General features: G+C 73.3%; 23 protein-coding genes, 2 tRNA genes and 1 other RNA gene. 11 read left to right on the top strand and 15 right to left on the bottom strand.

Annotated features, from left to right (window positions below; genetic code table 11):
- Positions 1-169: 169 nt before the first annotated feature.
- On the bottom strand, positions 170-1,516 hold the full coding sequence (locus ABZ914_RS02520; RefSeq protein WP_500191143.1) for a hypothetical protein: 1,347 nt from the start codon (positions 1,514-1,516) through the stop codon (positions 170-172).
- Between the two features lie 501 nt (positions 1,517-2,017).
- On the opposite strand from ABZ914_RS02520, the gene hemC reads away from it, so the two are divergent.
- Entirely contained in the window at positions 2,018-3,088 is a 1,071-nt protein-coding gene (gene hemC / locus ABZ914_RS02525) for a hydroxymethylbilane synthase (protein WP_500191144.1), read from the top strand.
- Between the two features lie 77 nt (positions 3,089-3,165).
- On the opposite strand, the gene ABZ914_RS02530 is transcribed toward hemC, so the two are convergent.
- Both ABZ914_RS02530 and ffs read right to left on the bottom strand, forming a co-directional pair.
- Positions 3,166-5,862 carry a DNA polymerase III subunit gamma and tau gene (locus ABZ914_RS02530; protein WP_500191145.1) on the bottom strand — a complete coding sequence of 899 codons (2,697 nt, stop codon included), beginning with the start codon at positions 5,860-5,862 and terminating at the stop codon, positions 3,166-3,168.
- A gap of 57 nt (positions 5,863-5,919) precedes the next feature.
- Positions 5,920-6,015, bottom strand: an RNA gene (ffs, locus tag ABZ914_RS02535) — signal recognition particle sRNA small type.
- Between the two features lie 58 nt (positions 6,016-6,073).
- On the opposite strand from ffs, the gene ABZ914_RS02540 reads away from it, so the two are divergent.
- The 3 genes from ABZ914_RS02540 to ABZ914_RS02550 all read left to right on the top strand — a co-directional run bounded on the left by ABZ914_RS02540 (position 6,074) and on the right by ABZ914_RS02550 (position 7,465).
- Positions 6,074-6,418, top strand: coding sequence for a DUF952 domain-containing protein (locus ABZ914_RS02540; protein ID WP_500191146.1), 345 nt, complete (start codon positions 6,074-6,076; stop codon positions 6,416-6,418).
- Positions 6,419-6,428: 10 nt separating this feature from the next.
- Positions 6,429-6,516 (top strand) — tRNA-Ser (locus ABZ914_RS02545).
- 193 nt (positions 6,517-6,709) lie between these two features.
- Positions 6,710-7,465, top strand: a complete 756-nt coding sequence (locus ABZ914_RS02550) for an SDR family NAD(P)-dependent oxidoreductase (RefSeq protein WP_500191148.1) — start codon at positions 6,710-6,712, stop codon at positions 7,463-7,465.
- A gap of 52 nt (positions 7,466-7,517) precedes the next feature.
- Here the strand turns inward: ABZ914_RS02550 and ABZ914_RS02555 are convergent, their stop codons facing one another.
- On the bottom strand, positions 7,518-7,709 hold the full coding sequence (locus tag ABZ914_RS02555) for a DUF1059 domain-containing protein (RefSeq protein ID WP_190863170.1): 192 nt from the start codon (positions 7,707-7,709) through the stop codon (positions 7,518-7,520).
- A gap of 139 nt (positions 7,710-7,848) precedes the next feature.
- On the opposite strand from ABZ914_RS02555, the gene ABZ914_RS02560 reads away from it, so the two are divergent.
- Both ABZ914_RS02560 and ABZ914_RS02565 read left to right on the top strand, forming a co-directional pair.
- Positions 7,849-8,619 carry a helix-turn-helix transcriptional regulator gene (locus tag ABZ914_RS02560; protein WP_500191149.1) on the top strand — a complete coding sequence of 257 codons (771 nt, stop codon included), beginning with the start codon at positions 7,849-7,851 and terminating at the stop codon, positions 8,617-8,619.
- 97 nt (positions 8,620-8,716) lie between these two features.
- Positions 8,717-9,028, top strand: a complete 312-nt coding sequence (locus tag ABZ914_RS02565) for a type II toxin-antitoxin system VapB family antitoxin (protein WP_151542554.1) — start codon at positions 8,717-8,719, stop codon at positions 9,026-9,028.
- A gap of 27 nt (positions 9,029-9,055) precedes the next feature.
- On the opposite strand, the gene ABZ914_RS02570 is transcribed toward ABZ914_RS02565, so the two are convergent.
- The 7 genes from ABZ914_RS02570 to upp form a co-directional block, all read right to left on the bottom strand.
- The gene (locus ABZ914_RS02570) at positions 9,056-10,342 is read right to left on the bottom strand and encodes a CynX/NimT family MFS transporter (protein ID WP_500191151.1); all 1,287 of its coding nucleotides are present in this window, start codon (positions 10,340-10,342) and stop codon (positions 9,056-9,058) included.
- Positions 10,343-10,472: 130 nt separating this feature from the next.
- Complete coding sequence (locus ABZ914_RS02575; RefSeq protein WP_433144252.1) at positions 10,473-11,219, bottom strand: FadR/GntR family transcriptional regulator; 747 nt, start codon at positions 11,217-11,219, stop codon at positions 10,473-10,475.
- Positions 11,220-11,359: 140 nt separating this feature from the next.
- Positions 11,360-12,826, bottom strand: coding sequence for a helix-turn-helix domain-containing protein (locus ABZ914_RS02580; protein ID WP_500191152.1), 1,467 nt, complete (start codon positions 12,824-12,826; stop codon positions 11,360-11,362).
- A gap of 185 nt (positions 12,827-13,011) precedes the next feature.
- Positions 13,012-13,542: an HAD domain-containing protein gene (locus ABZ914_RS02585; protein ID WP_500191153.1), complete on the bottom strand. Its 531-nt coding sequence runs from the start codon at positions 13,540-13,542 to the stop codon at positions 13,012-13,014.
- 51 nt (positions 13,543-13,593) lie between these two features.
- Positions 13,594-14,124: a PH domain-containing protein gene (locus tag ABZ914_RS02590; RefSeq protein WP_151540952.1), complete on the bottom strand. Its 531-nt coding sequence runs from the start codon at positions 14,122-14,124 to the stop codon at positions 13,594-13,596.
- A gap of 148 nt (positions 14,125-14,272) precedes the next feature.
- On the bottom strand, positions 14,273-14,533 hold the full coding sequence (locus ABZ914_RS02595) for a hypothetical protein (protein WP_190863158.1): 261 nt from the start codon (positions 14,531-14,533) through the stop codon (positions 14,273-14,275).
- A 221-nt stretch (positions 14,534-14,754) separates the two neighbouring features.
- Positions 14,755-15,393: a uracil phosphoribosyltransferase gene (gene upp, locus ABZ914_RS02600; protein ID WP_500191155.1), complete on the bottom strand. Its 639-nt coding sequence runs from the start codon at positions 15,391-15,393 to the stop codon at positions 14,755-14,757.
- 85 nt (positions 15,394-15,478) lie between these two features.
- On the opposite strand from upp, the gene ABZ914_RS02605 reads away from it, so the two are divergent.
- Both ABZ914_RS02605 and ABZ914_RS02610 read left to right on the top strand, forming a co-directional pair.
- Entirely contained in the window at positions 15,479-15,850 is a 372-nt protein-coding gene (locus ABZ914_RS02605; RefSeq protein WP_190863228.1) for a hypothetical protein, read from the top strand.
- Between the two features lie 196 nt (positions 15,851-16,046).
- Positions 16,047-16,532: a tRNA adenosine deaminase-associated protein gene (locus ABZ914_RS02610; RefSeq protein ID WP_500191156.1), complete on the top strand. Its 486-nt coding sequence runs from the start codon at positions 16,047-16,049 to the stop codon at positions 16,530-16,532.
- Between the two features lie 4 nt (positions 16,533-16,536).
- Here ABZ914_RS02610 and ABZ914_RS02615 read toward each other — a convergent pair whose 3' ends face one another.
- Positions 16,537-17,835, bottom strand: coding sequence for an alkaline phosphatase family protein (locus tag ABZ914_RS02615; RefSeq protein WP_500191157.1), 1,299 nt, complete (start codon positions 17,833-17,835; stop codon positions 16,537-16,539).
- Between the two features lie 161 nt (positions 17,836-17,996).
- Between ABZ914_RS02615 and ABZ914_RS02620 the strand changes: the two genes are divergently transcribed.
- From ABZ914_RS02620 to ABZ914_RS02630, 3 genes are all read left to right on the top strand, one after another.
- Positions 17,997-18,434: a tRNA adenosine deaminase-associated protein gene (locus ABZ914_RS02620; RefSeq protein WP_190863150.1), complete on the top strand. Its 438-nt coding sequence runs from the start codon at positions 17,997-17,999 to the stop codon at positions 18,432-18,434.
- 49 nt (positions 18,435-18,483) lie between these two features.
- Entirely contained in the window at positions 18,484-18,921 is a 438-nt protein-coding gene (gene tadA, locus ABZ914_RS02625) for a tRNA adenosine(34) deaminase TadA (protein WP_190863217.1), read from the top strand.
- 10 nt (positions 18,922-18,931) lie between these two features.
- Positions 18,932-19,019, top strand: a tRNA-Ser gene (locus ABZ914_RS02630).
- A gap of 79 nt (positions 19,020-19,098) precedes the next feature.
- On the opposite strand, the gene ABZ914_RS02635 is transcribed toward ABZ914_RS02630, so the two are convergent.
- The 3 genes from ABZ914_RS02635 to ABZ914_RS02645 form a co-directional block, all read right to left on the bottom strand.
- Positions 19,099-20,763: a serine/threonine-protein kinase gene (locus ABZ914_RS02635; RefSeq protein WP_500191159.1), complete on the bottom strand. Its 1,665-nt coding sequence runs from the start codon at positions 20,761-20,763 to the stop codon at positions 19,099-19,101.
- 131 nt (positions 20,764-20,894) lie between these two features.
- Positions 20,895-21,776, bottom strand: coding sequence for an EamA family transporter (locus ABZ914_RS02640; RefSeq protein ID WP_500191160.1), 882 nt, complete (start codon positions 21,774-21,776; stop codon positions 20,895-20,897).
- The gene (locus ABZ914_RS02645) at positions 21,776-22,441 is read right to left on the bottom strand and encodes a B3/B4 domain-containing protein (protein WP_500191161.1); all 666 of its coding nucleotides are present in this window, start codon (positions 22,439-22,441) and stop codon (positions 21,776-21,778) included. Before ABZ914_RS02645 ends, ABZ914_RS02640 begins: the two co-directional genes overlap by 1 nt.
- Positions 22,442-22,520: the final 79 nt, after the last annotated feature.

The following is a 22,520-nucleotide window of genomic DNA, read 5'->3' on the forward strand; positions in this document are numbered from 1 at the left end:
GGGGCCCCCCCCCCCCCGGCCCCCCCCCCCGGTCTGGTGGCCCCTCTCACATGGACGGGGCCTCGACCGTTCGTCGGGTCCGTCCAGGTGGGCCGCCGCCCGGTCCCGCGTTCGAGCCGGGACGGGGCGGCGGCGTCACCTGATGTTCAGCCGCCGATGTGACCTCGGGTCACCGGCTGATGGCGGTGGCCTCGCTGTGGCCCTCGGCCCCGGCGTTGCCGGAGTCGCCGCCGCGGCCGCCGTTGCCGCCGCTGGTCTGCGAGGTGTTCCATGCCTTGCCGCTGTCGCCCGTGTCCCCGGTCTTGCCGGAGTCGCCGGAGGAGGCGAAGGCCAGCATCAGCGGACGGTCACCGTGCTCGCCGTGCTCGCCGTGCTCGCCGTGCTCGCCGCGCTCGTCGCCGCCCTTCTCGCCCTCCTTGTCGCCGTCCTTGTGGGGGCGGCTGATGTTCGCGGCCGTGTTGCCTCCGGTGGAGCCGGAGTTGCCGGAGTTGCCCGTCTGACCGGACACGGCGATGTTCTTGCTCTCGGCGTTGCCGCCTTTCCCGCCCTTGCCGGTGTCGCCCGTGACGGCGGCGGTGTGGTCGCCCGAGTCGGCGGCGGCGTGGTCGCCGGAATCGGCGGCGTTGTCGTCACCGCCCCCGTTCGCGAGCCGGTAGCCCTCCTTCGAGGACTGCTCGTCGCTCTCCGCGCCGGTCGCGGCCTGGGCCTTGCTGTGCCCCTCGGCTCCGGCGTTGCCGGAGTCGCCGCCGCGGCCGCCGTTGCCGCCGCTGGTCTGCGAGGTGTTCGCGGCCGCACCCGAGTCGCCGGTCTTGCCGGTGTCGCCGGACTTGCCGGACGTGGCGGCGGCCGCGCACTTGCTCATCACGCAGACGTTGTAGCCGGTGTTCCCGCCGGTGGAGCCGGAGTTCCCGGAGTTGCCGGTCTGGCCGGAGAGAGCGGTGTTCTTGCTGTCGGCGTGGCCGCCGTCGCCGCCGTCGCCGGTGTCGCCGCTGTGCGACAGGGACTTGTTGCCGGAGGCCGCGCCGGCGGCGCCGCCTCCGTTCCAGCCGCCGTACGTCTTGGCGTAGGTCACGGCCGCGGACTCGGACTTGCCCTTCGCCAGGCTCTCGCCCGAGTCGCCGCCGCGGCCGCCGTGGCCGCCGGTGGTGCTCGACGTGTTGAAGGCCTTCCCGCTGTCGCCGGTCTTCCCGGTCTTGCCGGAGTTCCCGGAGGTCGCGAGGGCCTCGCAGTCCGCCATGACGCAGAGGTTGCCGGCGGTGTTCCCGCCGGTGGAGCCGGAGTTCCCGGAGTTCCCGGTCTTGCCGGAGGCGGCGCCGTTCTGGCTCGAGGCGTTTCCGCCCTTGCCGCCGTGGCCGGTCTTGCCGCTGACGGCGGCGCTCTGGTTGCCCGAACCGGCGCTCGCATGGCCGTGGCCGTCGTGGCCGTCCGCGGCCGCCTGTGCCGCGGCCTGCCCCAGGACGAAGACCCCGCTGATGGAGGCCGCGACCAGCAGACCGCGTTTGAGGTTGTCGATCATGAGGTGGTGCACTTCCCTTTCGGAGAACTGGAGTCCCCTCCGGTCGCCGACCTCAGCGAGGGGACTCGGTAGCGACGCCGACCAGGAGCGGTCAGGCGCCGTGTCCGTGAAGGGGGGTGACATGGGGGGAGGCGGGCTCGGGCCGGGGGACGCGAGGGCGGGCGGGTCGCTCGTGCCGCCTGGCCGGTGCCGCCTGGCACGTGCCGTTGACCTCGTATCGCCGACGCTCGCCGATCAATGCCCGCATCCGCCCGCTCCCGATATGGCGACGGCATCGCCGCCCGTAGTTGATCACTCGCTCTCTGTGCAGGATAGCGCCGAAGTCCCAGGTCAGCGGGTATCCCTCCGCGACCGTGCGACGGGGTGTCGCAGGGCGGCCGGGCACCGGACGGCACGTTCCCCGATGCGCCGTGAGGCCGGCACGGTTCAATCACAGAGGAGGAAGCGGCTCACCGCGCGGGCGGCGGCTCGGTCCTCGGGCCGCACCAGAGGGGGATGAACATGACGGGCGACGACGAAACCTTTGCGGACGCCGCGGCGGACGGCGCGGCGGAGGTCGAGGCGGGTGGCGCGGCGGAGGGCTCGGGGGTGACGGCGCCGGTGCCCGCCAGGTCGGACACGCTCGAACCGGCGTCCACCCAGGGCTGGAACGGAAGGGTGCTGCGGCTGGGCACCCGGACGTCGGCGCTGGCGATGGTGCAGGCCCGCGGAGTGGCCGCCCGGTTGCGGGCGGCGAACGTGGCGGTCGAGGTGGTCGGCATCTCGACCGCAGGCGACCGGCACCGGGGGCACCTGGGCGAGCTCGGCGGCAAGGGCGCGTTCATGACGGAGATCGACCGGGCGCTGCTGACCGGCCGCGTCGACATCGCGGTGCACTGCCTCAAGGACGTGCCCGGCGACGTCCCCCGGCCGGACGAGCTGGAATTCGCCGCGTACGTCGAACGCGACGACGCCGCCGACGTGATGCTGTTCCCGGCGGCGGGCGAGATCCGGCGCATGGCGGATCTCGCGCCGGGAGCACGCGTGGGGACGTCGGCGGTGCGGCGGCGCGCCCAGCTCGGCCGGATCCGTCCCGACCTGCGGATCGAGTTCCTGCGCGGCAACGTGGATTCGCGGCTGGAGCGGCTCGACTCCGGCGAGGACCTCGACGCCGTCGTGGTCGCGCGGGCGGGCCTGACCCGGCTGGGAATCGACCGGCCGGGCGAGACCCTCGACCTCCTCCCCGCCGTGGGATCGGGCGTCCTCGCCATCGACTGCCGCCGCGCGGACTCCGATGTCGTGGACCTCGTGCGCCTGCTGGATCACCGGGAGACCCGGCTGTGCGTCAGCGCGGAACGCGCGATGCTGCACGACCTCCGGGGGCACTGCAACAGTCCGATCGCCGGCCACGCCCGGATCGAACGCGACGGGCGGCTGAGCCTGCGCGGCATGGTGTTCACGCCGGACGGCTCGCGCTTCGTCCACGCGCAGGAGTGGTCCCCGCCGGAGAAGGGTGCGGATCTCGGCGCCCGCGTGGCCGGTGACCTGCTCCGCAAGGGCGCCGGAGACCTGATCGAGAGCATCCCGCACTGAGGGGGCCTCGCGGCCCTTCCCGGGGAGTCGGCGTCGCTACTAGGGAGCGTCGTCCTGCCAAGGGTCGCCGTCGCTCCTCAGGAGTTGTCGATCTCCCGGATGATCTGACCGCCCAGTTCCCGCTGGATGAGCGCCATCCCGCTCATCTCGGCCTCGGTGCCGTCCGCGTCGGCGTCCCCTTCCGGGTCCACCTCGTCGCTCTCGTCCACCGGGGACGGCTCGGGAGGCGGCGGCGGCTCGTCCGGCGGCGGTGGGAGGGGCCCCAGGTCCCCGGCCGCCGCGCCGCCCGCGCCGAACCCGTTCCTGCTGCTCGCCCCGTTCGAACCGTTCGAGCCGCTGGTGCCGTTCTCGCCGGAAGCCGGGCGCGGGACGGCATTCGAGGCCGGGCCGCCCTGCTGCGGCGCGTTTTGGCCCGTTCCGGCGCCGAAGCCGGACGGCGCCGACGAACCGAACCCGCCGGGCGACTGAGATCCGCCTGTTGCGGCCGACCCGAAGCCGCCCGAGGGGGCTGAACCGAACCCGCTGCCGGACCCGCCACCGGATCCGAATCCGCCGCCTGAGCCGCCGTGGCCTCCGGAGCCGCCCGCGCCTGGCCGGCCACCGCCCGGTCCCGCGTTGGGCCCGGGGCCGCCCTGGCCTCGTCCGCCGCCCGCACCGCCGGACACCGTCTCGATCCGCCAGTCGACGCCCATCCGTTCCCGGAGCACCTCGCTGAGGATGACGTCGCGGTTGCCGTTGACGAACCCGAGACGGTTCCCCTCGGCGTCGAACGCGAGCGTGAGAACGCGTCCCTCGAGGGACGCCGGCCGCACGCCGGACATGATGACCATCCAGGTCGCGCGGCTCTTCTGCTTGACGGCCTCGATGATGTCCGGCCAGTACCGCTGCACCGTCGACACGTCCACACCGCCGGTCGCGGCGGACGCCTGCCCGGCCGCACCACCGGCGTGTTGCCCACCGGCGTTTTGCCCACCGGCGCCTTGCGGTTGGGCTGCGGTGGAGCGGCGGTTATCCACAGAACTGCGTTCTGCTTCCGCCGGTGCACGGGCGGGGTCGACACTGGAAGTGGGGTCGCCCCCCTGGGCGGGCGGGGGCTGCCTTACCCCAGACTCAGAAGACGCCCCGCCGCTCGCAACGCCGCCGCTCGCAACGCCAACGCCCGCAGCTCCCCCGCTCGCAACGCCACTGCTCGCAACGCCTGCAACGCCACCGCCCGACGCACCATCAGCCGCCGAGGCACCACCGGCCCCAGAGACACCACCGGTCGCCGATGCACCAGCCGTCGCAGATCCTTCCGCCGGAGCGCCTCCCGCCGAACCGTCTCCCACGGAGACGCCTCCCGCGGAGGAGCCACCTGCCGGGCTCCCACCCGCGGGGCCGACTTCCGCCGGGGCACTCCCCGCCGCAGCTCCCCCGACCGACGGCGCACCAGCCGCCGAAACGCCCGCCGACGAAACACCAGCCGACGGGGCACCCCCCGGAGCACCTCCACCAGGCGCCCCTGCGGCTCCCGCCGACGGCGCGGACCCCGGACCCGGCGACGCGAACGGCGCGAAGGCCTGCGCCAAGCCGTCACCCGGCGCACCGCCCGGCGCGCCGCCCCCGAAGCCGCCCTGCGCGGCCTGGCGTTCGAGACGGTCCAGACGGGCGAACATGGACGCCTCGTCCTCGTACGCCGCCGGCAGCAGGATCCGGGCGCAGATCAGTTCGAGCAGCAGCCGCGGGGACGTGGCGCCGCGCATCTCGGTGAGCCCGGTGTGCAGCAGGTCCGCGGCCCGCGTCAGCTCCCCGGGCCCCATCGACGACGCCTGCCGCCGCATCTGCTCCAGCTCGTCCGGCGGGACGTTCAGCAGCCCCGAGCCGCCCGCCTCCGGCACGTTCGAGAGGATCACCAGGTCGCGGACGCGTTCCAGCAGGTCCGCGGTGAACCGGCGCGGTTCCTGGCCGCTCTCGATCACCCGGTCGATCGCGGCGAACACGGCGGCCCCGTCGCGGGCGGCGAACGCGGCGATGACCTCGTCCAGCAGGGTGGAGTCGGTGTAGCCGAGCAGCGAGACGGCCCGCGCGTAGGTGATGCCCTGCTCGTCCGACCCGGCGAGGAGCTGGTCGAGGATCGACAGGGTGTCTCGGGCGGACCCGGCGCCGGCCCGCACCGCGAGCGGCAGCGCCGACGCCTCGTACGGGACGTCCTCGGACTTGAGGATCTCCTCGACGAGCTCCGTCAGCACGCCCGGCGGGATCAGCCGGAACGGGTAGTGGTGCGTGCGGGACCGGATCGTCCCGATGACCTTCTCGGGCTCGGTGGTCGCGAACACGAACTTCAGGTGCGGAGGCGGTTCCTCGACGAGCTTCAGCAGCGCGTTGAAGCCCTCGCGGGTCACCATGTGCGCCTCGTCGATGATGTACACCTTGAAGCGCGCCGACACGGGCGCGAAGAACGCGCGTTCACGCAGGTCGCGGGCGTCGTCGACGCCGCCGTGCGAGGCGGCGTCGATCTCGATCACGTCGATGTGGCCGGTGCCGGACGGGCCGAGCGCGACGCACGAGTCGCATTTGCCGCACGGGTCGGGCGTCGGGCCCAGCTCGCAGTTCAGGGAGCGGGCGAGGATGCGGGCGCTGGAGGTCTTTCCGCAGCCCCGCGGCCCGCTGAACAGGTAGGCGTGGTTGATCCGGCCGTTGCGCAGCGCTTGCTGGAGGGGCTCGGCGACGTGCTCCTGCCCCTTCAGCTCGGCGAAGGTCGCTGGCCGGTACTTGCGGTACAGAGCCAGACTCATCGGGGGTCCGCCCTCCCTCGAGAAGCAGAGCGTCACAGGCGCGGTGGCGCGGTGAAAGCAAGGGACCCCCCGCACACCCGCCAGAGCCTGCTTATCCTTGCTGCCTTCCGGCCCTGGGGAGGTTCACAGGGTGACGCCGTGCGAGGGGTCTGCACAGAGTCTATGGCATCAGCGGCGAGGGTCGGGACGGTTGCCGCGTACTCTCCCGCCCATGACCGACGCCACACAGCAGACGCTCCTGCACATCGCCGAACGCCGCCACTGGGAATCCGCGCGGGACTCGGGTGTGTCGTACGCCATGTCGACGCTCGGCCGGACGCTCGACGAGGAGGGGTTCGTCCACTGCTCTTCCGACATGGGCCAGGTGGACGGCGTGCTCGTCCGCTTCTACGGCGCCGTCCCCCGCTCTGACCTGGTCCTGCTGGTCATCGACGTGGCGCGGCTGGACGCGCCGGTCCGCCACGAGCCGGTCGGCGACGAGGTCTTCCCGCACGTGTACGGGCCGATCCCGGTCTCCGCCGTAATTGATGTCAGGTCACTGCCCGAGAACCGGTAGGCTCTCCCGTGGAGGATTCGCCTAGTGGCCTAGGGCGCACGCTTGGAAAGCGTGTTGCGTGCAAGCGCTCGCGAGTTCGAATCTCGCATCCTCCGCCACCGGCGCGAGCCGAACGAAGGTCCCGACCGCACAGCGGCCGGGACCTTTCTCGTTTCCCGGGTGCCGACGGGCCGCCGGGAGGGGCGTCCGGCGAGGTCTCACTGAGTCGAATCGACGGTCCGGGGGCCTCGTCGTGCCTGGTAGCTGTGGGGAACGCCGCGGCGTACGACCGGGCGGGGATCGGGGCTGAGCATGGGAAACGGGAGCCTTCAGGGCAAGGTGGCCATCGTCACCGGCGGCGCGTCCGGGATCGGCGGGGCGGTCACGCGGCTGTTCGCCGAGCGCGGCGCCCGCGTCGTCGTGGTGGACCTCCAGCGGGACGCGGGCGAGGCGCTCGCGTTGGAACTGGGCGACGCGGTCGTCTTCCGGCAGGGGGACGTCTCGGACCGGGCCGTCGCGGACGGTGCCGTCGCCGCGGCCGTGGAGCGGTTCGGACGGCTCGACACGCTGATCAACAACGCGAGCGCGTCCCACCAGAAGCCCTTCGAGGAGCAGACGGACGACGACTGGCGGCTGGCCATGGACACCGGCCTGTTCGCGACGCGCAACTTCATGCTGGCCGCACTGCCGGAGCTGAAGAAGGCCGGCGGGGCGTCGATCGTCAACTTCGGGTCCGGGGCGGGGCTGGACGGGCAGCCGAACCAGGCGTCCTATGCCGCGGCGAAGGAGGCGATCCGCGGGCTGAGCCGGGTCGCGGCGAACGAGTGGGCGGCGTACGGCATCCGGGTGAACGTGGTCTGCCCGATGGCGATGACGCCCGGGGTGGTGCAGTGGGCGGAGGCGCGGCCGGAGCAGTACGCGCAGTCGGCCGCCAAGGTGCCGCTGGGCCGGTTCGGGGACCCGGCGATGGACGTCGCGCCGATCGTCGCGTTCCTCGCCGGTGACGACGCGCGGTACATGACCGGGCAGACGGTCATGGCCGACGGCGGCGCGATCAAGCTCCGCTGACGCGGACGTGGCCGGGACGGGATCCGTCCCGGCCACGTCGGACGCCGTGTGATCAGGCGTGCTGCGGCACCTCGTCCTTCAGCCCCTGGCGGATCTCCTCGCGCAGTTCAGGGCTGTCCTCGTGCCCGTGAACGGACGCCGCGTGCTCGGCGGCCGCCCGTACCACCTCCTGCTCCTCGCCGGCGATGGTGAGCGTGCAGTTCATCTCGCTGGGGTAGTCCCTGCAGTCGGCTACCTTGCGCATGTCGGTTCCTCCCCTCACTGCCAGTCTCGGTCGGCGCTCGCCCGCCGGCGAATACGGGAAATCCCGTATGCGCGGCCCTGGCGGCGGGCCGCTAATGGCCGCCTTGTCCCCGTCTGACCAGGGAATTTACAGTGGAGGGATGACCGGCTCCGGGGAGGTCGGGCTGCGGCGGGCGCTGGCGGTCGCCGACCTCCTGATCGACGCCGAGGACGAGCGGACGCTGCTCCCGGAGCTGCTGCCGCTGCTGCTCAGCGTGCTGCCGGGCGACAGCCTCGTGTGGTCGGTGCGCCCGGACGGCGCCGGTGGGCCGTTCACGGTCCCGGACGGGCTGCTGAGCCGCGACGCGCTGGCGGCGTTCGCGCGGCACAAGGCCGCCGATCCGCTGGTCGCGCACACGACGTCCGGGCCCGGCACGCCCCTCCTGCGCTCCGACCTGCAGTCGCGCGCCGAGTACCACGCGCTCGCCGCCTACGCGGACGTGTACCGGCCGCTCGGCGCCGAGCACCAGCTCGCGATGTCGTTCCCCGCCGGCTGGTCGGGGGACGAGCCGCGCAGCGTGTGCCTGGCGGTCAACCGGCGGCGCGGCGACTTCGGCGACGACGACCGGGCGGTCGCCGAGCTGCTGCGGCCCCGGCTCGCGCGGGCGATGCGGCGGCTCGCGCCGCCCGCGCGGGAGCGGGTGACCCGGCGGGAGGCCGCGGTCCTGGACCTGCTGGCCAGGGGCCTCACCGACCGGCAGATCGCGCGGCGGCTGGCGATCAGCCCGCGGACGGTCGAGAAGCATCTGGAGCACGCCTACCCGAAGCTGGGCGTGCACGGCCGGGTGGACGCGGCGACCACCTGGCTGTCCTCCGGCGGCGCCCGCCGGGGCCTGTCCGGGCCCCTTCCCGGGCCGCCGGACCCCCTGTGACGGCAGTTACTCACGGGGCCTCTGAGCTGCGGTGTAACTGGTTTACCAATCGGTGGAATGCGGTGACCGGGCCAGTCGGGGCACGTAGACTCGGGGCGTGATCTTCAAGGCGGTGGGCGAGGGAAGGCCCTATCCCGAGCACGGCTTGTCGTCCCGGGACTGGGCCAAGATCCCCCCTCGCCAGGTCCGCCTGGACCAGCTCGTGAGCACCAAGCGGGAGCTGGACCTGCAGTCGCTGCTCGCGAAGGACTCCACGTTCTACGGCGACCTGTTCCCCCATGTCGTCCAGTGGAAGGGCGAGCTCTACCTGGAGGACGGCCTGCACCGGGCGCTCCGGGCGGCGCTGCACCAGCGGCTCGTCCTGCACGCGCGCGTCCTGGACCTGGACGCCGTCGACATGACCGGCTGACCCGGCGACCCCCTAGCAGTCCCCGCGTCAGCGGGTGCGGGCGGGTTCGGCGGTGGGCAGGCCCTTCGGCTCGACGAGACGGCCGTCCAGGACGTCCGAGCGCGGGGCCGGGCGGACGAAGCCGGGCCGGGCGGCGAGCATCCCGAAGACCAGTTCCGGCGCCACGAGGACGAGCAGCAGCGTCAGCGGGACGTGCCAGCCGCCCGTCGCGCTGTGCAGCACGCCCATGGCGAGCGGGCCGAACCCGGCGAGCAGGTAGCCGCCGGTCTGCGCCATGCCGGACAGGCGCCCCGCGACGGACGGGCTCGGCGAGCGCAGGCTGAGCAGGGTGTAGGCGAGCGGGAACGCGCTGCCGGTGCCGATGCCGAGCACGACGGTCCACGCCCACCCGGCGGCGGGCGCGAAGATCAGGCCGCCGATCCCGACGACCATGGTGAGCACGACGCCCGCGACGACGGCGCGCTGGTCGCGCAGCCGGGCGGCGAGCACGGGGACCGCGAAGCCGAGCGGGATGCCGACGATCATCATCGTGGAGACCATCATCCCGGCGGTGGCGGGCGCGAACCCGGCGTCCTTCATGATCTCCGGCAGCCAGGACATCAGCACGTAGAACATCAGCGACGCCAGGCCCATGAACACCGCGACGAACCAGGCGACGGGCGAGCGCAGCAGCGACCCCTCCCGCGCCGCGCGGGAAGAGGGCGCGGTGGGCGCGGCGGGCCGGTCGGGGGAGCGGCGGCCGCGGAGCGCGAGCGGCCCCCAGGCGAGCGCCGCGACCAGCGACGGGACGGCCCAGACGGCGAGCGCGAGGCGCCAGCCGCCCGCGTCGTTCAGCGGGACGGCGAGCCCGGCGGCGACGGCGCCGCTGGCGGCCATCAGCATCATCGCGAGGCCGGTGAGGGACCCGACGCGGTTCGGGAACGCGCGCTTGATGACGGCGGGCATGAGGACGTTCCCCATCGCGATCCCCGCACCCGCTAGGACCGTTCCAACGAACAGTGGCAGCGGCGCCGCGACGACCCGCAGCAGGATTCCGGCCGTGATCAGCACGAGGGAGCCGGCGATGGCGGTCTCGGTGCCGAGCCGGCGCGCGGCGACGGGGGCCAGGGACGCGAAGACGCCGAGGCAGAGGACGGGCAGCGTGGTGAGGACGCCGACCTCGGCCCCGGACAGGCCGAACGCGTCGCGCAGGTCGCCGAGCACCGGGGAGATCCCGGTGATGGCGGCCCGCAGGTTGATCGTCAGCAGCACCAGGCCGACGAGCGACCAGGCGGTCAGGGCACGGGGGACGGGGGTCGTTGCCGAGGTGTTCATGTCGCCTTCGTCATGCGCCGATGGGCGCGTCGAACCGGTCGGGGGGCGGCGTGGCGGGCGCGGGAGCCGGTCACGCCGGTGATCGTTGATGGGACGCGGCGGACCGCGTGATGCCGGACGCGCTCCGCCGCTAGGGCTCGCGCTCCTCCGGGGCCTCCGGGACCTTCGGCGCCTTCGGAGCCTGCGCGGCCGGGGGCGCGGCTTTCCACGGGCCGGTGGAGGCGAGGATCTGGTCCAGGCAGGCATGGGTGGCCTGGGCGGCGGCGGCCGCGTCGCCCGCCTCCACCGCCGCGGCGATGGGGCCGTGCGGGACGTCCGCGTGCTCCAGGAGGGTGCCCGCCGCGCCGATGCTGGCCCTCAGGGCGGTGCTGAAGTCCCGGTAGAGGTCGGTGAGGACCTGGTTGTGGGTCGCCTCCACGACGGCGGTGTGGAACGCCAGGTCGGCCTCCACGAACGCGGCGTGCTCGCCCGCGGCCCACGCCGCGTCCCGGCGGCCGAGGGCGTCGGCGATGGCGGCGACGTCGGCGTCGGTGCGGCGCGCGGCGGCGAGCCGGGCGGCCTCGACCTCCAGGCCGCGCCGCACCTCCAGGATCTCGACGAGCTCGGCCGTCTCGAGGCGCCGCCGGACGGCGCTGGACAGCTCGCTCGTGGCCCGCACGTAGGTGCCGTCGCCCTGGCGGCTGTCGAGCAGCCCCGCGTGGGTGAGGGCCCGGACGGCCTCGCGGACGGTGTTGCGGCCGACGCCGAGGGTCTCCGACAGCACCGGCTCCGGCGGGATCTTCCCGCCGACCGGCCAGGAACCGCCGGTGATCTCGCCCCTGAGCTGCTCGATCACCTGGTCGACGAGCGACGACCGGCGGGCGGTGCGCAGCGTCACGGTCCCTCCTCGAGCCAGGGGCGCCGACATCCGGTCAGCCAGTCATCCCATGTTTCCGCCACCATGGTACGACAGCCGCGCCGCCGCGTTTATTCCGGGGCGCCGCCCGGGTCGTCCGTGCCGGTCACACGCGCCGCAGGTCAGACCCGTCCGAGGTCGTGGTTCGCCTCCTGCGAGGGGGCGGCGTGCAGGCCCGCGGCCTCCAGCGCCTGCCGGTACGCCGCGGCGGCCGACTCGCTGTCCTGGACGAGCTCGAACAGCTCGCCCAGCTCCCGCAGCAGGTGCGCGGCGGGACGCCCGGCCGGCAGCGTCCTGAGCTGCTCGGACGCGGCGCGCAGCACGACCTGGGCCGCGGCGCGGTCGCCCTGCGCGACCCTCGCCCGCGCCAGGACGAGGCGGGCCAGGACGGTCTTCTGTGTGCGCGCGGCGAGGTCGTTGCCGGGATGCGGCGTGAGGGTGTTCGCCTTCTCGGGCGGCGCCAGAGCCATCCCCGTGTCCAGGAACTGCTCCAGCTCGGCGATGGCCTCGTCCAGTTCCCCCACGAGGACCAGCGCGCGCGCCTTGGCGATGGTGCTCTCGGTGGCCTCGGCCCCTTCGAGCGCGTCCGTCCCCCGCAGGAGCTCCAGTGCCTCCTGCGCGGCCTGGCGGGAGCCCTCGGCGCGCGGCTTCTCGATGCCCGGCACGCCCTCGCCCGGCGACACGACGTCCGCCCCAGCCGAGGGCGCCGGCTCGGAGAACGGCATGACGCCCCTCAGCAGCGCCTTCGCGGCGGCGAGGTCGAGGCGCGCCTGCGCCTGCACGGGCGTCGCGTCGGTGCGGGCGGCCAGCGCCTGGTCGGCGAAGTACAGGGAGTCGCCGATCGTCCCCTCCTCCAGCGCGCGCATGCTGGCGCGCTGGTAGTGGACGCTCGTGGACTCGTCGTCCTTGGAACCCTCCGGATACAGGAGCCGCCTACCGAGCTCGTGCGCGCGCGCCGGGTCGGAACGGTCGACATAGGCCAGCAGCAGGATCCTGCCCGCCTCGGTGTACTCCTGCCCCGCGGCGAGCCCTAGCTTGCCGAGCCGGTCCATCGCCCGCTCGCCGAGCGCGATCGCCTGCCCGAGGTCGCCGACCGTGTGGTAGCAGCGCGCCAGCGCGATCACCGGCGGCAGCCAGCTCGCCCGCCCCGGGTCGCGTTCGGCCTGCTCGCGCAGCTCCTCGAACAGCGCGATCGCCTGGTCGGCGCGGCCCAGTTCCTCCAGGGCGCGGGCGCGGCCCCACCGGGCGCGGGACGTCAGGTCCGGATCGTCGCTGCGCGCGATCACCTCGTCGAAGCCCGACTCGGCGGTGCCCGGGTCGCCCCCCAGCAGCGCGAGGTGCGCATGGCGCTCCCGCACCTCCAGGTGCGCGCGCTGCTCCGGCTCGACGCCCTCGGCGAGGTACTCCGGCGTGCAGCCGAGCCGCTCGGCCAGCATGCGCAGGACCGTCGGCGTCGGAGTCCGCTTACCGGACTCGATCAATGAGATGTAGCTGTCGGAAAGGTCGTGACCGGCGAGCTGTGCCTGCGACAGGCGTCTGGTGAGCCGCAGGTTGCGGACACGTTCGCCGACATTGCCTGGACCCGGCATGTGGACTCACTTAGCGGAAGTAATCAGGCGGCTGGGGTGCCGACATGATTGCACATTGCGGGTTAACGCACATCGAGAGTAATGAAGCGGGACCCCCCGGACGGTCGCGGCACCTGTCGCCTCCGACGTTATCCGACGATCCCCGCAAGATCGCCGATTCCGCCGAGATTGCTCCACCACCCCCATTACGTCGGACCCTGGAGGGCCCGCAGCCACTCCTCCAGAAGGCGGTAATCGCCATCTCCCAACCCCGCGCGCGCGTCGACGCGGTGCAGCAGCGCAGCGCCCGGATGATGGACGGCCACCCAGGCGCGGTCGGCGTCGGAGATCTCGTCGTCGACCCAGGCGAACGCCCGTCCGGCCGCCCAGCCGACGAGGGTCCGCGTCTTCCAGTGCAGGCCGGCCCGCTCGTCCCGCTCGTCCGCCTCGGACGGGTCCGGCCAGGCGACCACCGCCAGCTCCGGCAATCCCAGCCGGGGGGCTATGCATTCGTTGGCGTCGGTCGTCCAGGTCGTCGCCCAGACCACGTCGCACGGCAGGGCCGCCAGGCGCGGGCCGTGCGCGGGATCGAGCCTTGGCAGAAGCGGATGCGCGGCGGTTTCCCGCGATTCTGGACGATCCGTCTCATACGTCGGGTAGGGCCGCGGCGAACCGAACGGAATGAGCGGACCGTCGACGTCGAGGAACAGCAGCGGACGCCGCACCGAACCGGTCATGACCGGACCGTAGCGCCCGGAATCGGGCGGCGGCGGGAGGTGCGCCCGGGGTCAGTCGTCGGCGGTGGCGTTCTTGTTCGGGAAGATCATTTCGCAGACCTCGAGGTAGAGCTGCTCCGGGTACGGCAGGTACGGGACGTTCGACAGCGCCTGCTCCTGGCCCGCGGACTCCAGGACGAACTCGCCGTAGCCGAGCATCCGGCCCGCGATCGTCCGCTTGAAGCTCATGTCGGTGACCTTCGCCAGCGGCATCATCGCGACCTTGCGGGTGATCAGGCCGGTGGTCAGCAGCATCCGCTGGTTCGTGATCACGAAGTAGTCGACCGACCATTCGGCGACCCGCCAGACGAACCAGGCGAGCAGGATCAGCCACGCCCACCAGATCCAGCTGATCACCGTGCCCGCCTGGCTGGCGACGGTGTTGCTCAGCACGCCCGCGACGATCAGCCCGCCGAGGACGAGCCCGACCGGGACCATCAGCACGGCCGGATGCCGGCGCACCGTGATCACCTGGTTCTCGTGCGGGAGGAGGTACTTGTTCACCGAGGCCGGGGCCGAGTCCCCCGGGGTCACCAGCCTCATCGCGGCCTCGGGCCGGAGCGGCGCCCATCGGGCGGGGCCGCCGCGGCCCACGTCATGTGCTTGCTTGCGGGCACGGCTGCCTCCCGGAGCGTCGACCCACGGACCCCGGTTCAGTTTCGCACAGCCGCAACCCCCGGCAAAGCAAGGGCTATGGCGCGTTGTCGAGAGAAGACCGGCGCGCCCGGCGGCGCTTCTCGGCGGCGACCGTGGCGAGCACCTCCAGGTGCCGGCGCGCGATCCGCTCCACGAGGTCCGGCGAGGCTCCCCCGCACACCTCGTCCGCGCCGTGCCGCGCGGCGGACACGCACCGTTCCACGGTGTCGGACTGGTGGACTCCTTCGAACTCCTCGGTGAGCCGCTCGCCGATCGCGGCGTAGCGCGGCAGGTCGCCATCCCCTTGGTGAGTCATCGCGACTCCCTAGCCTCGCTCGCGCCGCCCGGTCCGTAACGGTCCCCTGTGCCGGGGCGGCGGAGGGGAACGCGCACTGACGTTCCGTAGCGCGTTCGTACCCCTTGCCACCAGGAACGAACATCCGGAACGCGGTGCACACCCGGATCGCTCTCCCCGGGCCCCGCCGCTCCGCTACGGGCGGCGGCCGGAACCCCGCCGGCGGGCGCCTCGGCGCCCCGTCAGACGACGCCGTAGAGCCGGTCGCCGGCGTCGCCGAGGCCCGGCATGATGAAGCCCTGCTGGTTCAGGTGCGAGTCGATCGCGGCGGTGACGACGCGGATCGGCGCGGACGTCCCGGCGAACGCCTCCTCGAGGTACTTGAGGCCCTCGGGCGCGGCGAGCAGGCAGATCGCGGTGACGTCGTCGGCGCCGCGGTCGAACAGCAGCTTGATCGCGGCGGCGAGGGTGCCGCCGGTGGCGAGCATCGGGTCCAGGACGTAGCACTGCCGGCCGGACAGGTCGTCGGGGAGCCGGGTGGCGTACGTCTGGGCCTGCAGGGTGCCCTCGTCACGGATCATGCCGAGGAAGCCGACCTCGGCCGTCGGCAGCAGCCGGGTCATGCCGTCCAGCATGCCGAGCCCGGCGCGCAGGATCGGCACCACGAGCGGCTTGGGGCTGGCCAGCTGGACGCCGTCGGTCTCCACCAGCGGGGTGGGCACGGTGACCGGGGCGACCCGGACGTCGCGGGTGGCCTCGTAGGCCAGCAGCGTGACGAGCTCGTCCGCCAGGCGGCGGAACGTGGGGGAGTCGGTGCGGACGTCCCGCAGCGTGGTGAGCTTGTGCGCGACGAGCGGATGGTCGACGGCGAGGGTCTGCATGCGCACACCGTAACCCAAGGCCCGCGCGCGGCGGCCGGGCCGGCAATCTTGGATAGGACGCCATTGAGCTGGGCACCATGGCGTTATGAGCAGCGACAGCGAGCGACGGCGGGAGCGCGCGGGCGAGCCCGCGCCCGATCCGCCCGGGCCGGGATCCGGCCCCGCGGAGAGCGCGCCGCCGGCTCCCGACTCCCTTGTCCCCCCGCCCGAACCCGTGCCGTTCCCCGTCGACGCCTCCGACGTCGACGAGGCGGTGAGGGATGTCACAGCGGGCCGCGAGCCCGGTGGCGAGGGCGACATCTCGCCCGAGCAGGTGCGCGAGCGGCTGCGCCGCCGGGCGATCTTCCTGCGGGAGCTGGCGGAGGCGCGGGAACTGCGCCGGCGCGTGACGCCGCACAGGTCACGGCGCGCCCGGATCCACGCGGCGCTGAGGCGCCGCACGTTCCGCATCAACTGAGCGGCGGGGCCGGAGGGGCCGCCCCCTTCGCGGGGGACCGGCAGGGATCGAGTAGGTTCGTCCCGTTGGGTACCGGAAAGCGGAGCCGACTCCCCGTTTCACCCGGCGGTGCGCCGCCGAGTTTGGCGGTGGGGCACGCGAGCACGCGCCGCATCTGCGACCATGCCCAGGCAGGAACGGCGCCGGTGGGGTGGAAATGACGGATGTGGACGCGACGGACTTCGCCGTCGTGGTGTACCGCGAGGACGACCGCTGGGAGGCCGAGATCCTCCCGGTGGCGCTGACCGAGGATCTCGCCGGGCTGATCCATGCCCTGCGGCAGCAGCCGAGCCTGGGCGGGACGATCGGGCTGGTGTCGGTGGGCGACGACTTCTTCGTGGCGATCCGCCTGCTCGGCGACGAGGTGATGGTGTTCCTGTCGGACGTCACGGCGTCGGTGGACTGGCCGCTCGCCGGCCAGGTCCTGGAGTACCTGGACATCCCGATCCCGGACGACGAGGAGCTCGACCAGGTGCTGCCGGTCGGCGACATGTCGATCTTCGCGGACCTGGGGCTGGACGAGATGGAGCTCGGCGCGATCTCCGGCGACCTGGAGCTCTACCCGGACGAGATGCTGCTCAGCATCGCGGGCCGCGTCGGCTTCGCCCCCGCCTTCGAGCGCGCCCTCGACGCGGTGTCCTGACCCGTCATCTGAAGCCGTGGGTGAGGGCGTAGGCGTTGAGCTGGGCCCAGTCGTCGCCGGCGTGGGTGTGCTGCGGGTCGATGCAGCCGAGGGTGAGCGGGCGCGGGACGTCGTAGTGCGGCGCCTTCAGCCGGGGGGCGCTCTCGAAGTCGAGCACCTCGGCGATGTTGCGGGCGGCGGCGTCCCGCACGGACAGCGGTTCGAGGCCCCAGCGCCACTCGATCGCCTTCAGCACGGACGTGTGGTCGTACACCTCGTGGGCGATGGCGCCGCGCCGGGCGCGCGGTGAGATCAGCAGGCAGGGGACGCGGAAGCCGCGCAGGCCGGTGCCGAGGTCGGGACGCGGGTCCGGGCCGGCCGGCGGCGGGACGTGGTCGAAGAACCCGCCCCACTCGTCGTAGTTGATCACCAGCAGGGTGCGGGCCCAGTTCGGCGAGTCGATGATCGCCGTGTAGACCTTGTTGAGGAAGCTCTGGCCGAACCGGATGTCGGCGAGCGGGTGCTCGTCCTCCGACATTCCGGGCAGCGCCTCGCCGACGAACCCGGGCTCGACGAAGCTGACGGCGGGCAGCCTGCCGTGCTTGGCGTCGTCGTAGAAGTAGTTGATGTGGCGGCTGATGTCGAGGTGCTTCAGGCCCCACAGGGCGGTGAACGGCACGTCGCTGAAGTAGTAGTGCGCGGGGATCTTCTTCTCCTTCAGCCGGTCCCAGACCGTGGTGAGCTCGGAGAAGGTGAAGGTGTTGGAGATCCGGTCGGTCTGCCCGGCGTGCTGGAAGATCCGGTTGGGGAACGTGGACGACATGATGGCGGCGAAGTAGCGGTCGCAGAGCGTCCAGTCGAGGGCGGCGCGGCCGTGGAAGCCGAGGTCGGGTCCCTTGAAGTAGCCGATGGAGAAGACGTCGTTCTCTCCGGCGCGGAGCCACCCGTCGCAGGCGCCGCCGTTGTACTCGGTGCGCCCGCCCTCGTAGGAGTGGTCGGGGTCGTTGAAACCGCACCCGTAGGGGACCGTCAGGTGGTGGGTGTCGTGCGCGTTGCCCTGCGCGTCGGTGAACGTGAGCCCGGCCTGCTTGCCGTCGGCGCCCGGGACCCAGCCCATGTAGTGGTCGAAGGACCGGTTCTCCATCATGACGACGACGATGTGGTCGATGCCGGAGTCGCCGGGGTCGGGGAGCGGGGAGACGGGCGCCCGGACGGTCGCCGCCGCGTCGGCCGCCGTCCCGGCCGCACCGCTCGCCGCGATGAGCGCGGCGGCCCCGGCCGTTCCCGCCAGGAACCCGCGCCTCGTCAGTTCGTCCTTGCCCATGGTGCTCCTCCCGCCGCCCGGCCGGTGAGAAGTATCACGATCATTGGGGCACCAGGGGAAGAACCGGAGTGGACCACCATGGGACAAAACCCGAAATATCCTCATGACCGAAAGCGCGCGAGGGGTGTGACCGGAGCAACCCCGTGGGTCACAATGAGCAGGTGCCGTACTTCGCCGCCGTGTTCGCGCAGAGCCCGCAGGGCTGGGTCGGGACCGAGGCCGTGCTCGCCGAGGCCGAGCACGTCGACGACGTCGCCGACCTGATGCGGGAGGCCGCCGTCGAGTCCTACGGCGACCCGGTCGTCCTGCTGGTCGAGCAGGACGACGACTGGTTCGCGGTCGTCCGGCTGGACGGGGACGACGAGCCCCGCGCGTACGTGTCGACCGTCCGCGAGGACGGGCTCGCCGCGCTGTTCCACCAGCTCGTCGGGGAGGTCCCGGACGGCGACGCCGGCGGCGACCCGGCGCTGCTGGAGGACCTCGGGATCGCCCCGGAGCAGCTCAGCGACCTGGGCGAGCGGGCCCTGCCCGGGGACGCGCTGCTGGCCGTCGCCGAGCGCGCCGGGTTCGGCGAGGAGTTCGACCGCCTCCGTGACTGACCCCGTGACCGCCCCCTCCACCGAACCGGACGAGGAGTTCGGCGCGGCGATGCGCCGGGCGCTGGACGAGGCGCGCGCCGCCGCCGCCGACGGCGAGATCCCGGTGGGCGCCGTGGTCCTGGACGGCTCCGGCACGGTCATCGGTACCGGCCGCAACGACCGGGAGCGGAGCGCCGACCCGACCGGGCACGCGGAGATCGTCGCGATGCGCGCCGCCGCGAGGGCACGCGGGGAGTGGCGGCTGTCCGGCTGCACGCTCGTGGTGACGCTGGAGCCGTGCACGATGTGCGCCGGCGCGTCCGTCCAGGCGCGGGTGGACCGGGTCGTCTACGGGGCGGTCGACCCGAAGGCGGGCGCCGTCGGGTCGCTGTGGGACGTCGTCCGGGACCGCCGCCTCAACCACCGGCCCGAGGTGTTCGCGGGCGTGCTGGCCGCGGAGTGCGGCGCGCTGCTCTCCGAGTTCTTCGTACGCCGCAGAGTCCGGTAGGCTTCCCCGCGGTGGTGTCGCCTAGTGGACGAGGGCGCACGCCTCGAAAGCGTGTGAAGTGCAAGCTTCCGTGGGTTCGAATCCCACCACCACCGCCACCGGCCATGACTCGGCCAGCGCGAGGGGCGGGACCAGCGGTCCCGCCCCTCGCGCTTTGTCGTCCGCCGCCCGTCCCGATCAGCGCGCGGGCAGCTTGAGCAGTGCCGCTGCGAGCCGGCCGGCGTAAGCGGCCTCGTTCTTCGCGGCGACCTCCGACTGCTCGCCGTCACTGATGCTGATGTCGGCCGTGAGATTGTCGACGCGGAACATCAACTGTGGCGCATCGAAGGGGTTCGAGGCGTCGATGTAGTGCCCCTCGTCCCCTATTCCGGAGAGGGGGTCGCCGCTGCCCGCGCTCATCACGGCCGCGTGCGCGTTGTCGGTTCCCGACTCCCCGCCCTTATTGCCGTACCGCTTGAACTCGACGGTGATGCTCCCCCGGTCGGCGAAGTCCTTGGGCAGGACCGACCAGGTGCACTGCACCGAGTCCTTGGTGCCCGGCGGACTCTTCGTCGGAGAGACCTCCGCGCCCTGGACGCTGGGTGTCGGGAGACGGCCGCAGGCGGGGAGCGCGGAGAACCTCCCCTCGTTCACCCGGGTCCCCGTGGCGTTCTGCACCAGGAACCAGCCGCCCGCGACCACGACGAGGATCCCGGCCGTCGCCAGGAGCCAGGCCCTCAGGGACATCGGCGAATCCTGGTCCACGGCGACCGTCGGAGGCGCCGGCGCTGGCGCCGCCGGGGCCTCCGTGACCGGCCTCGTCCGGAGGCCCGGGGGCGGAGGTGAAGGCGGGGGCAGCTCCGCTCCTGGGGTCGCCCCCTGCCCCGGAAGGGGAACCTGGCCCGGGGGCGGGGCCTGCGCCGGAGGCGGGACCTGGCCCGGAGGCGGAACCTGGCCTGGAGGCGCAGCCTGCCCTGAAGGCGGGGTCTGCGCCGGGGGCGGGGCCTGCGCCGGGAACGGCGGTCGCGCCTCCGGCCGGGGCACGGGAACGGCACGGAGCCGCTCGGCGACGGCCAAGGCGTCCGGCGGCCGGTCCCGCGGATCCTTGGCCAGCAGCGCGTGCACGAGGTCGTCGAGCTCTCCGGGCAGGTCCGGGCGCACCTCGCGCGGCCTCGGCGGATCGCTGAGGACGATCTCGCGGATCAGCGCGTGCAAGCTGTCCCCGTTGAACGGCGTCCGTCCGGTGAGCAGCGCGAACAGCACCCCGCCCAGCGCGTACAGATCCGTCTGCGGCGTCGGCTCGTGCGCCTTCTCGAACTGCTCGGGCGCCATGTACGCGGGCGTCCCGAGGATCGCGCTGCCGGTCAGTTCCGTGACCTGGTCGGCGTACCGGGCGATGCCGAAGTCCATGACCGTCACCCGGTCACCGGGGTGGGCCATCACGTTGGCGGGCTTGACGTCGCGGTGCACCACCCCGCGCTGGTGAGCCGCGTGCAGCGCGTCGGCGATCCCCTCCGTCAGCCGCATCGCCCGGTCGACCGGCAGGCCCTGCGGGTGGCGCTTCAGCACCGCGGACAGGTCCTCCCCGTCGAGGAGCTCCATCACCAGGAACAGCAGGTGCTCGTCCTCGCCGGCGTCATGGACGACGACGATCCCCGGATGGCGGAGCCGGGCCATGATCTCCGCCTCCCGGCGGAACCGGTCGGCCAGCCGGGCGTCCGTCCCCGCCGGCGCCGTGAGGATCTTGACCGCGACCGGCCGGCCGAGCCGCTCGTCCAGGCCGCGCCATACCTCGCCCATCCCGCCGCGTCCCAGCAGGGCGTCGAGCCGGTACCTGTCCGCCAGTCTCAGCCCGGTACGCACTGCCCCTCCCCTGGCCGTCCGCCGACCGTCCGCGAGCATCCGATCATGGATACACCGCCGGACGCCCGCATTTCCAGAGATCGACCGGACCACCGGGCCGACGGTGCGGCGACTACTCTCGCGGGGCGGCGTCAGCCGACGGTGACGAGCGCCACTCCCGCCACCGCGATCGCCATCCCGACGCGCTGCACGGCGCGGAGCCGCTCGCTGTAGGCGATCCTCGCCAGCATCACCGTGATGGCCGGGTAGAGCGACGTCAGGACGGTGACGAGGCTCAGCAGGCCGTCCTGGACGGCCAGGTAGTACAGGGCGTTGGCGCCGGAGTCGAGGATGCCGGACAGCAGCGCGAGGCCGATCAGCGCCCGGCCGCTCACCCACGGGCCCCGGTCGCCGCCGCGCGTCCGCAGGGCGATCAGCAGCGCCGTGAAAACGACGGTCAGCGTGCCGACGCGGGCGGTGGCGATCGGCCAGAGCCCGGCGCCGTCCCCGGCCGCCTTCAGCACGATGAAGAAGACGCCGAAGCAGGACCCGGACACCAGCGCCATCAGCGGGCCGCTGTCCAGCGGCCGGCGGACGAGGGAGGCGGTCCCGGACGGCTCGGCCTCCCCGCCCTTCTCCATGCTGACCAGGGCGATCGCGAGCAGGCACAGCAGGACGCCGAGCAGGGCCGTCTCGTCCAACCGCTCGCCGCGCAGGACGCCGGCGCCGACCGGCAGGACCGCGGAGGCCAGCGCGGACACCGGCGCGACGACGTTCATCGGGCCGCGGGCGAGCGCGCGGTAGAAGGTGATGAGGCCGACGCCGCCGGTGAGCCCGCCGAGGAAGCCCCAGGCCATCGGGCCGGGCGCGGGTGCGCCGCCGGCCAGCAGCGCGGCCGCGACGGCGACGCACAGGCCCATCGGGGCGGACAGCGCCAGGGTCTTCAGCGCGGTGGTCCGGCGCGAGACGGCGCCGCCGAGGAAGTCGGCGACGCCGAACGCGACGGCGGTGACGAGGGCGAGGGCGGTGACCATCACGCCCCGCCGACGAGCCGGCTCTCGATCCGGACGTCCGGGGAGATCTCGCGGAGCCGGGCGGCGAGGTCGTCGCCGGCGGCGTGCAGCCGCTCCAGCGGGTAGGGCGCGAGGCGCTCCAGCAGGAACAGGCCGTTCTTGGTGGTCTCGGTGAGCCGGGTCCGGACGCACTGCCGCCAGTTCCAGCGCCGGCACGTGACGCCCGCGTCGTCGCGCCAGACGACCTCGCCGGCGTCCGGGTGCTCCACGGCGGGCTCGCCCGCGGCGATCACGTCGAACGGCTCGTCGCCGGCGGCCCTGACCAGCCGGGCGGGGCCCTGGTAGGCGTCGAGGTCCTCGCCGCCGATCGGCAGGGCGTGGGCGACGCTGACGGCGTTGTAGGCGTCGACGACCTTGTTGATCGCGGGGAGCGCGTCGGCGCGGCGCAGCAGGGCGTCCACGGACGGGCGGGTCCGCTTCGGCTTCGCGCCGAACGCCCGGTACGCCTCGTGCCACGCCTCGACGTGCGGGTCCGCGGCGTCGGCGCGCTCGCCCGCCTCGCGCAGCCAGCCCTCGGAGACCGCGTCGCTCGGCCCGTTGTGCAGGCCCTCGGCGGTCATGACGAGCACGGCGAAGTCGGAACGGAGCTCCCGCACGGCCTCGTCCACGGTGATCCGCTCCAGCATCCCGGTGCTCCCCTTCTGACGGTCATTTAAGTGAACTCGGAAGTTCATCATACCGACCGATGAGGCGTGCCGGGAAGCC

Source organism: Spirillospora sp. NPDC046719 (assembly GCF_040645715.1).
GTDB lineage: Bacteria > Actinomycetota > Actinomycetes > Streptosporangiales > Streptosporangiaceae > Spirillospora.

Excerpts from the sequence above, each read along its gene's own strand:
- ABZ914_RS02520 (WP_500191143.1), bottom strand. The coding sequence starts at position 1,516 with ATGATCGACAACCTCAAACGCGGTCTGCTGGTCGCGGCCTCCATCAGC.
- hemC (WP_500191144.1), top strand. The coding sequence starts at position 2,018 with ATGACGGGCGACGACGAAACCTTTGCGGACGCCGCGGCGGACGGCGCG.
- ABZ914_RS02530 (WP_500191145.1), bottom strand. The coding sequence starts at position 5,862 with ATGAGTCTGGCTCTGTACCGCAAGTACCGGCCAGCGACCTTCGCCGAG.
- ABZ914_RS02540 (WP_500191146.1), top strand. The coding sequence starts at position 6,074 with ATGACCGACGCCACACAGCAGACGCTCCTGCACATCGCCGAACGCCGC.
- ABZ914_RS02550 (WP_500191148.1), top strand. The coding sequence starts at position 6,710 with ATGGGAAACGGGAGCCTTCAGGGCAAGGTGGCCATCGTCACCGGCGGC.
- ABZ914_RS02555 (WP_190863170.1), bottom strand. The coding sequence starts at position 7,709 with ATGCGCAAGGTAGCCGACTGCAGGGACTACCCCAGCGAGATGAACTGC.
- ABZ914_RS02560 (WP_500191149.1), top strand. The coding sequence starts at position 7,849 with ATGACCGGCTCCGGGGAGGTCGGGCTGCGGCGGGCGCTGGCGGTCGCC.
- ABZ914_RS02570 (WP_500191151.1), bottom strand. The coding sequence starts at position 10,342 with ATGAACACCTCGGCAACGACCCCCGTCCCCCGTGCCCTGACCGCCTGG.
- ABZ914_RS02580 (WP_500191152.1), bottom strand. The coding sequence starts at position 12,826 with ATGCCGGGTCCAGGCAATGTCGGCGAACGTGTCCGCAACCTGCGGCTC.
- ABZ914_RS02585 (WP_500191153.1), bottom strand. The coding sequence starts at position 13,542 with ATGACCGGTTCGGTGCGGCGTCCGCTGCTGTTCCTCGACGTCGACGGT.
- ABZ914_RS02590 (WP_151540952.1), bottom strand. The coding sequence starts at position 14,124 with ATGAGGCTGGTGACCCCGGGGGACTCGGCCCCGGCCTCGGTGAACAAG.
- ABZ914_RS02595 (WP_190863158.1), bottom strand. The coding sequence starts at position 14,533 with ATGACTCACCAAGGGGATGGCGACCTGCCGCGCTACGCCGCGATCGGC.
- upp (WP_500191155.1), bottom strand. The coding sequence starts at position 15,393 with ATGCAGACCCTCGCCGTCGACCATCCGCTCGTCGCGCACAAGCTCACC.
- ABZ914_RS02605 (WP_190863228.1), top strand. The coding sequence starts at position 15,479 with ATGAGCAGCGACAGCGAGCGACGGCGGGAGCGCGCGGGCGAGCCCGCG.
- ABZ914_RS02610 (WP_500191156.1), top strand. The coding sequence starts at position 16,047 with ATGACGGATGTGGACGCGACGGACTTCGCCGTCGTGGTGTACCGCGAG.
- ABZ914_RS02615 (WP_500191157.1), bottom strand. The coding sequence starts at position 17,835 with ATGGGCAAGGACGAACTGACGAGGCGCGGGTTCCTGGCGGGAACGGCC.
- tadA (WP_190863217.1), top strand. The coding sequence starts at position 18,484 with ATGCGCCGGGCGCTGGACGAGGCGCGCGCCGCCGCCGCCGACGGCGAG.
- ABZ914_RS02640 (WP_500191160.1), bottom strand. The coding sequence starts at position 21,776 with ATGGTCACCGCCCTCGCCCTCGTCACCGCCGTCGCGTTCGGCGTCGCC.
- ABZ914_RS02645 (WP_500191161.1), bottom strand. The coding sequence starts at position 22,441 with ATGCTGGAGCGGATCACCGTGGACGAGGCCGTGCGGGAGCTCCGTTCC.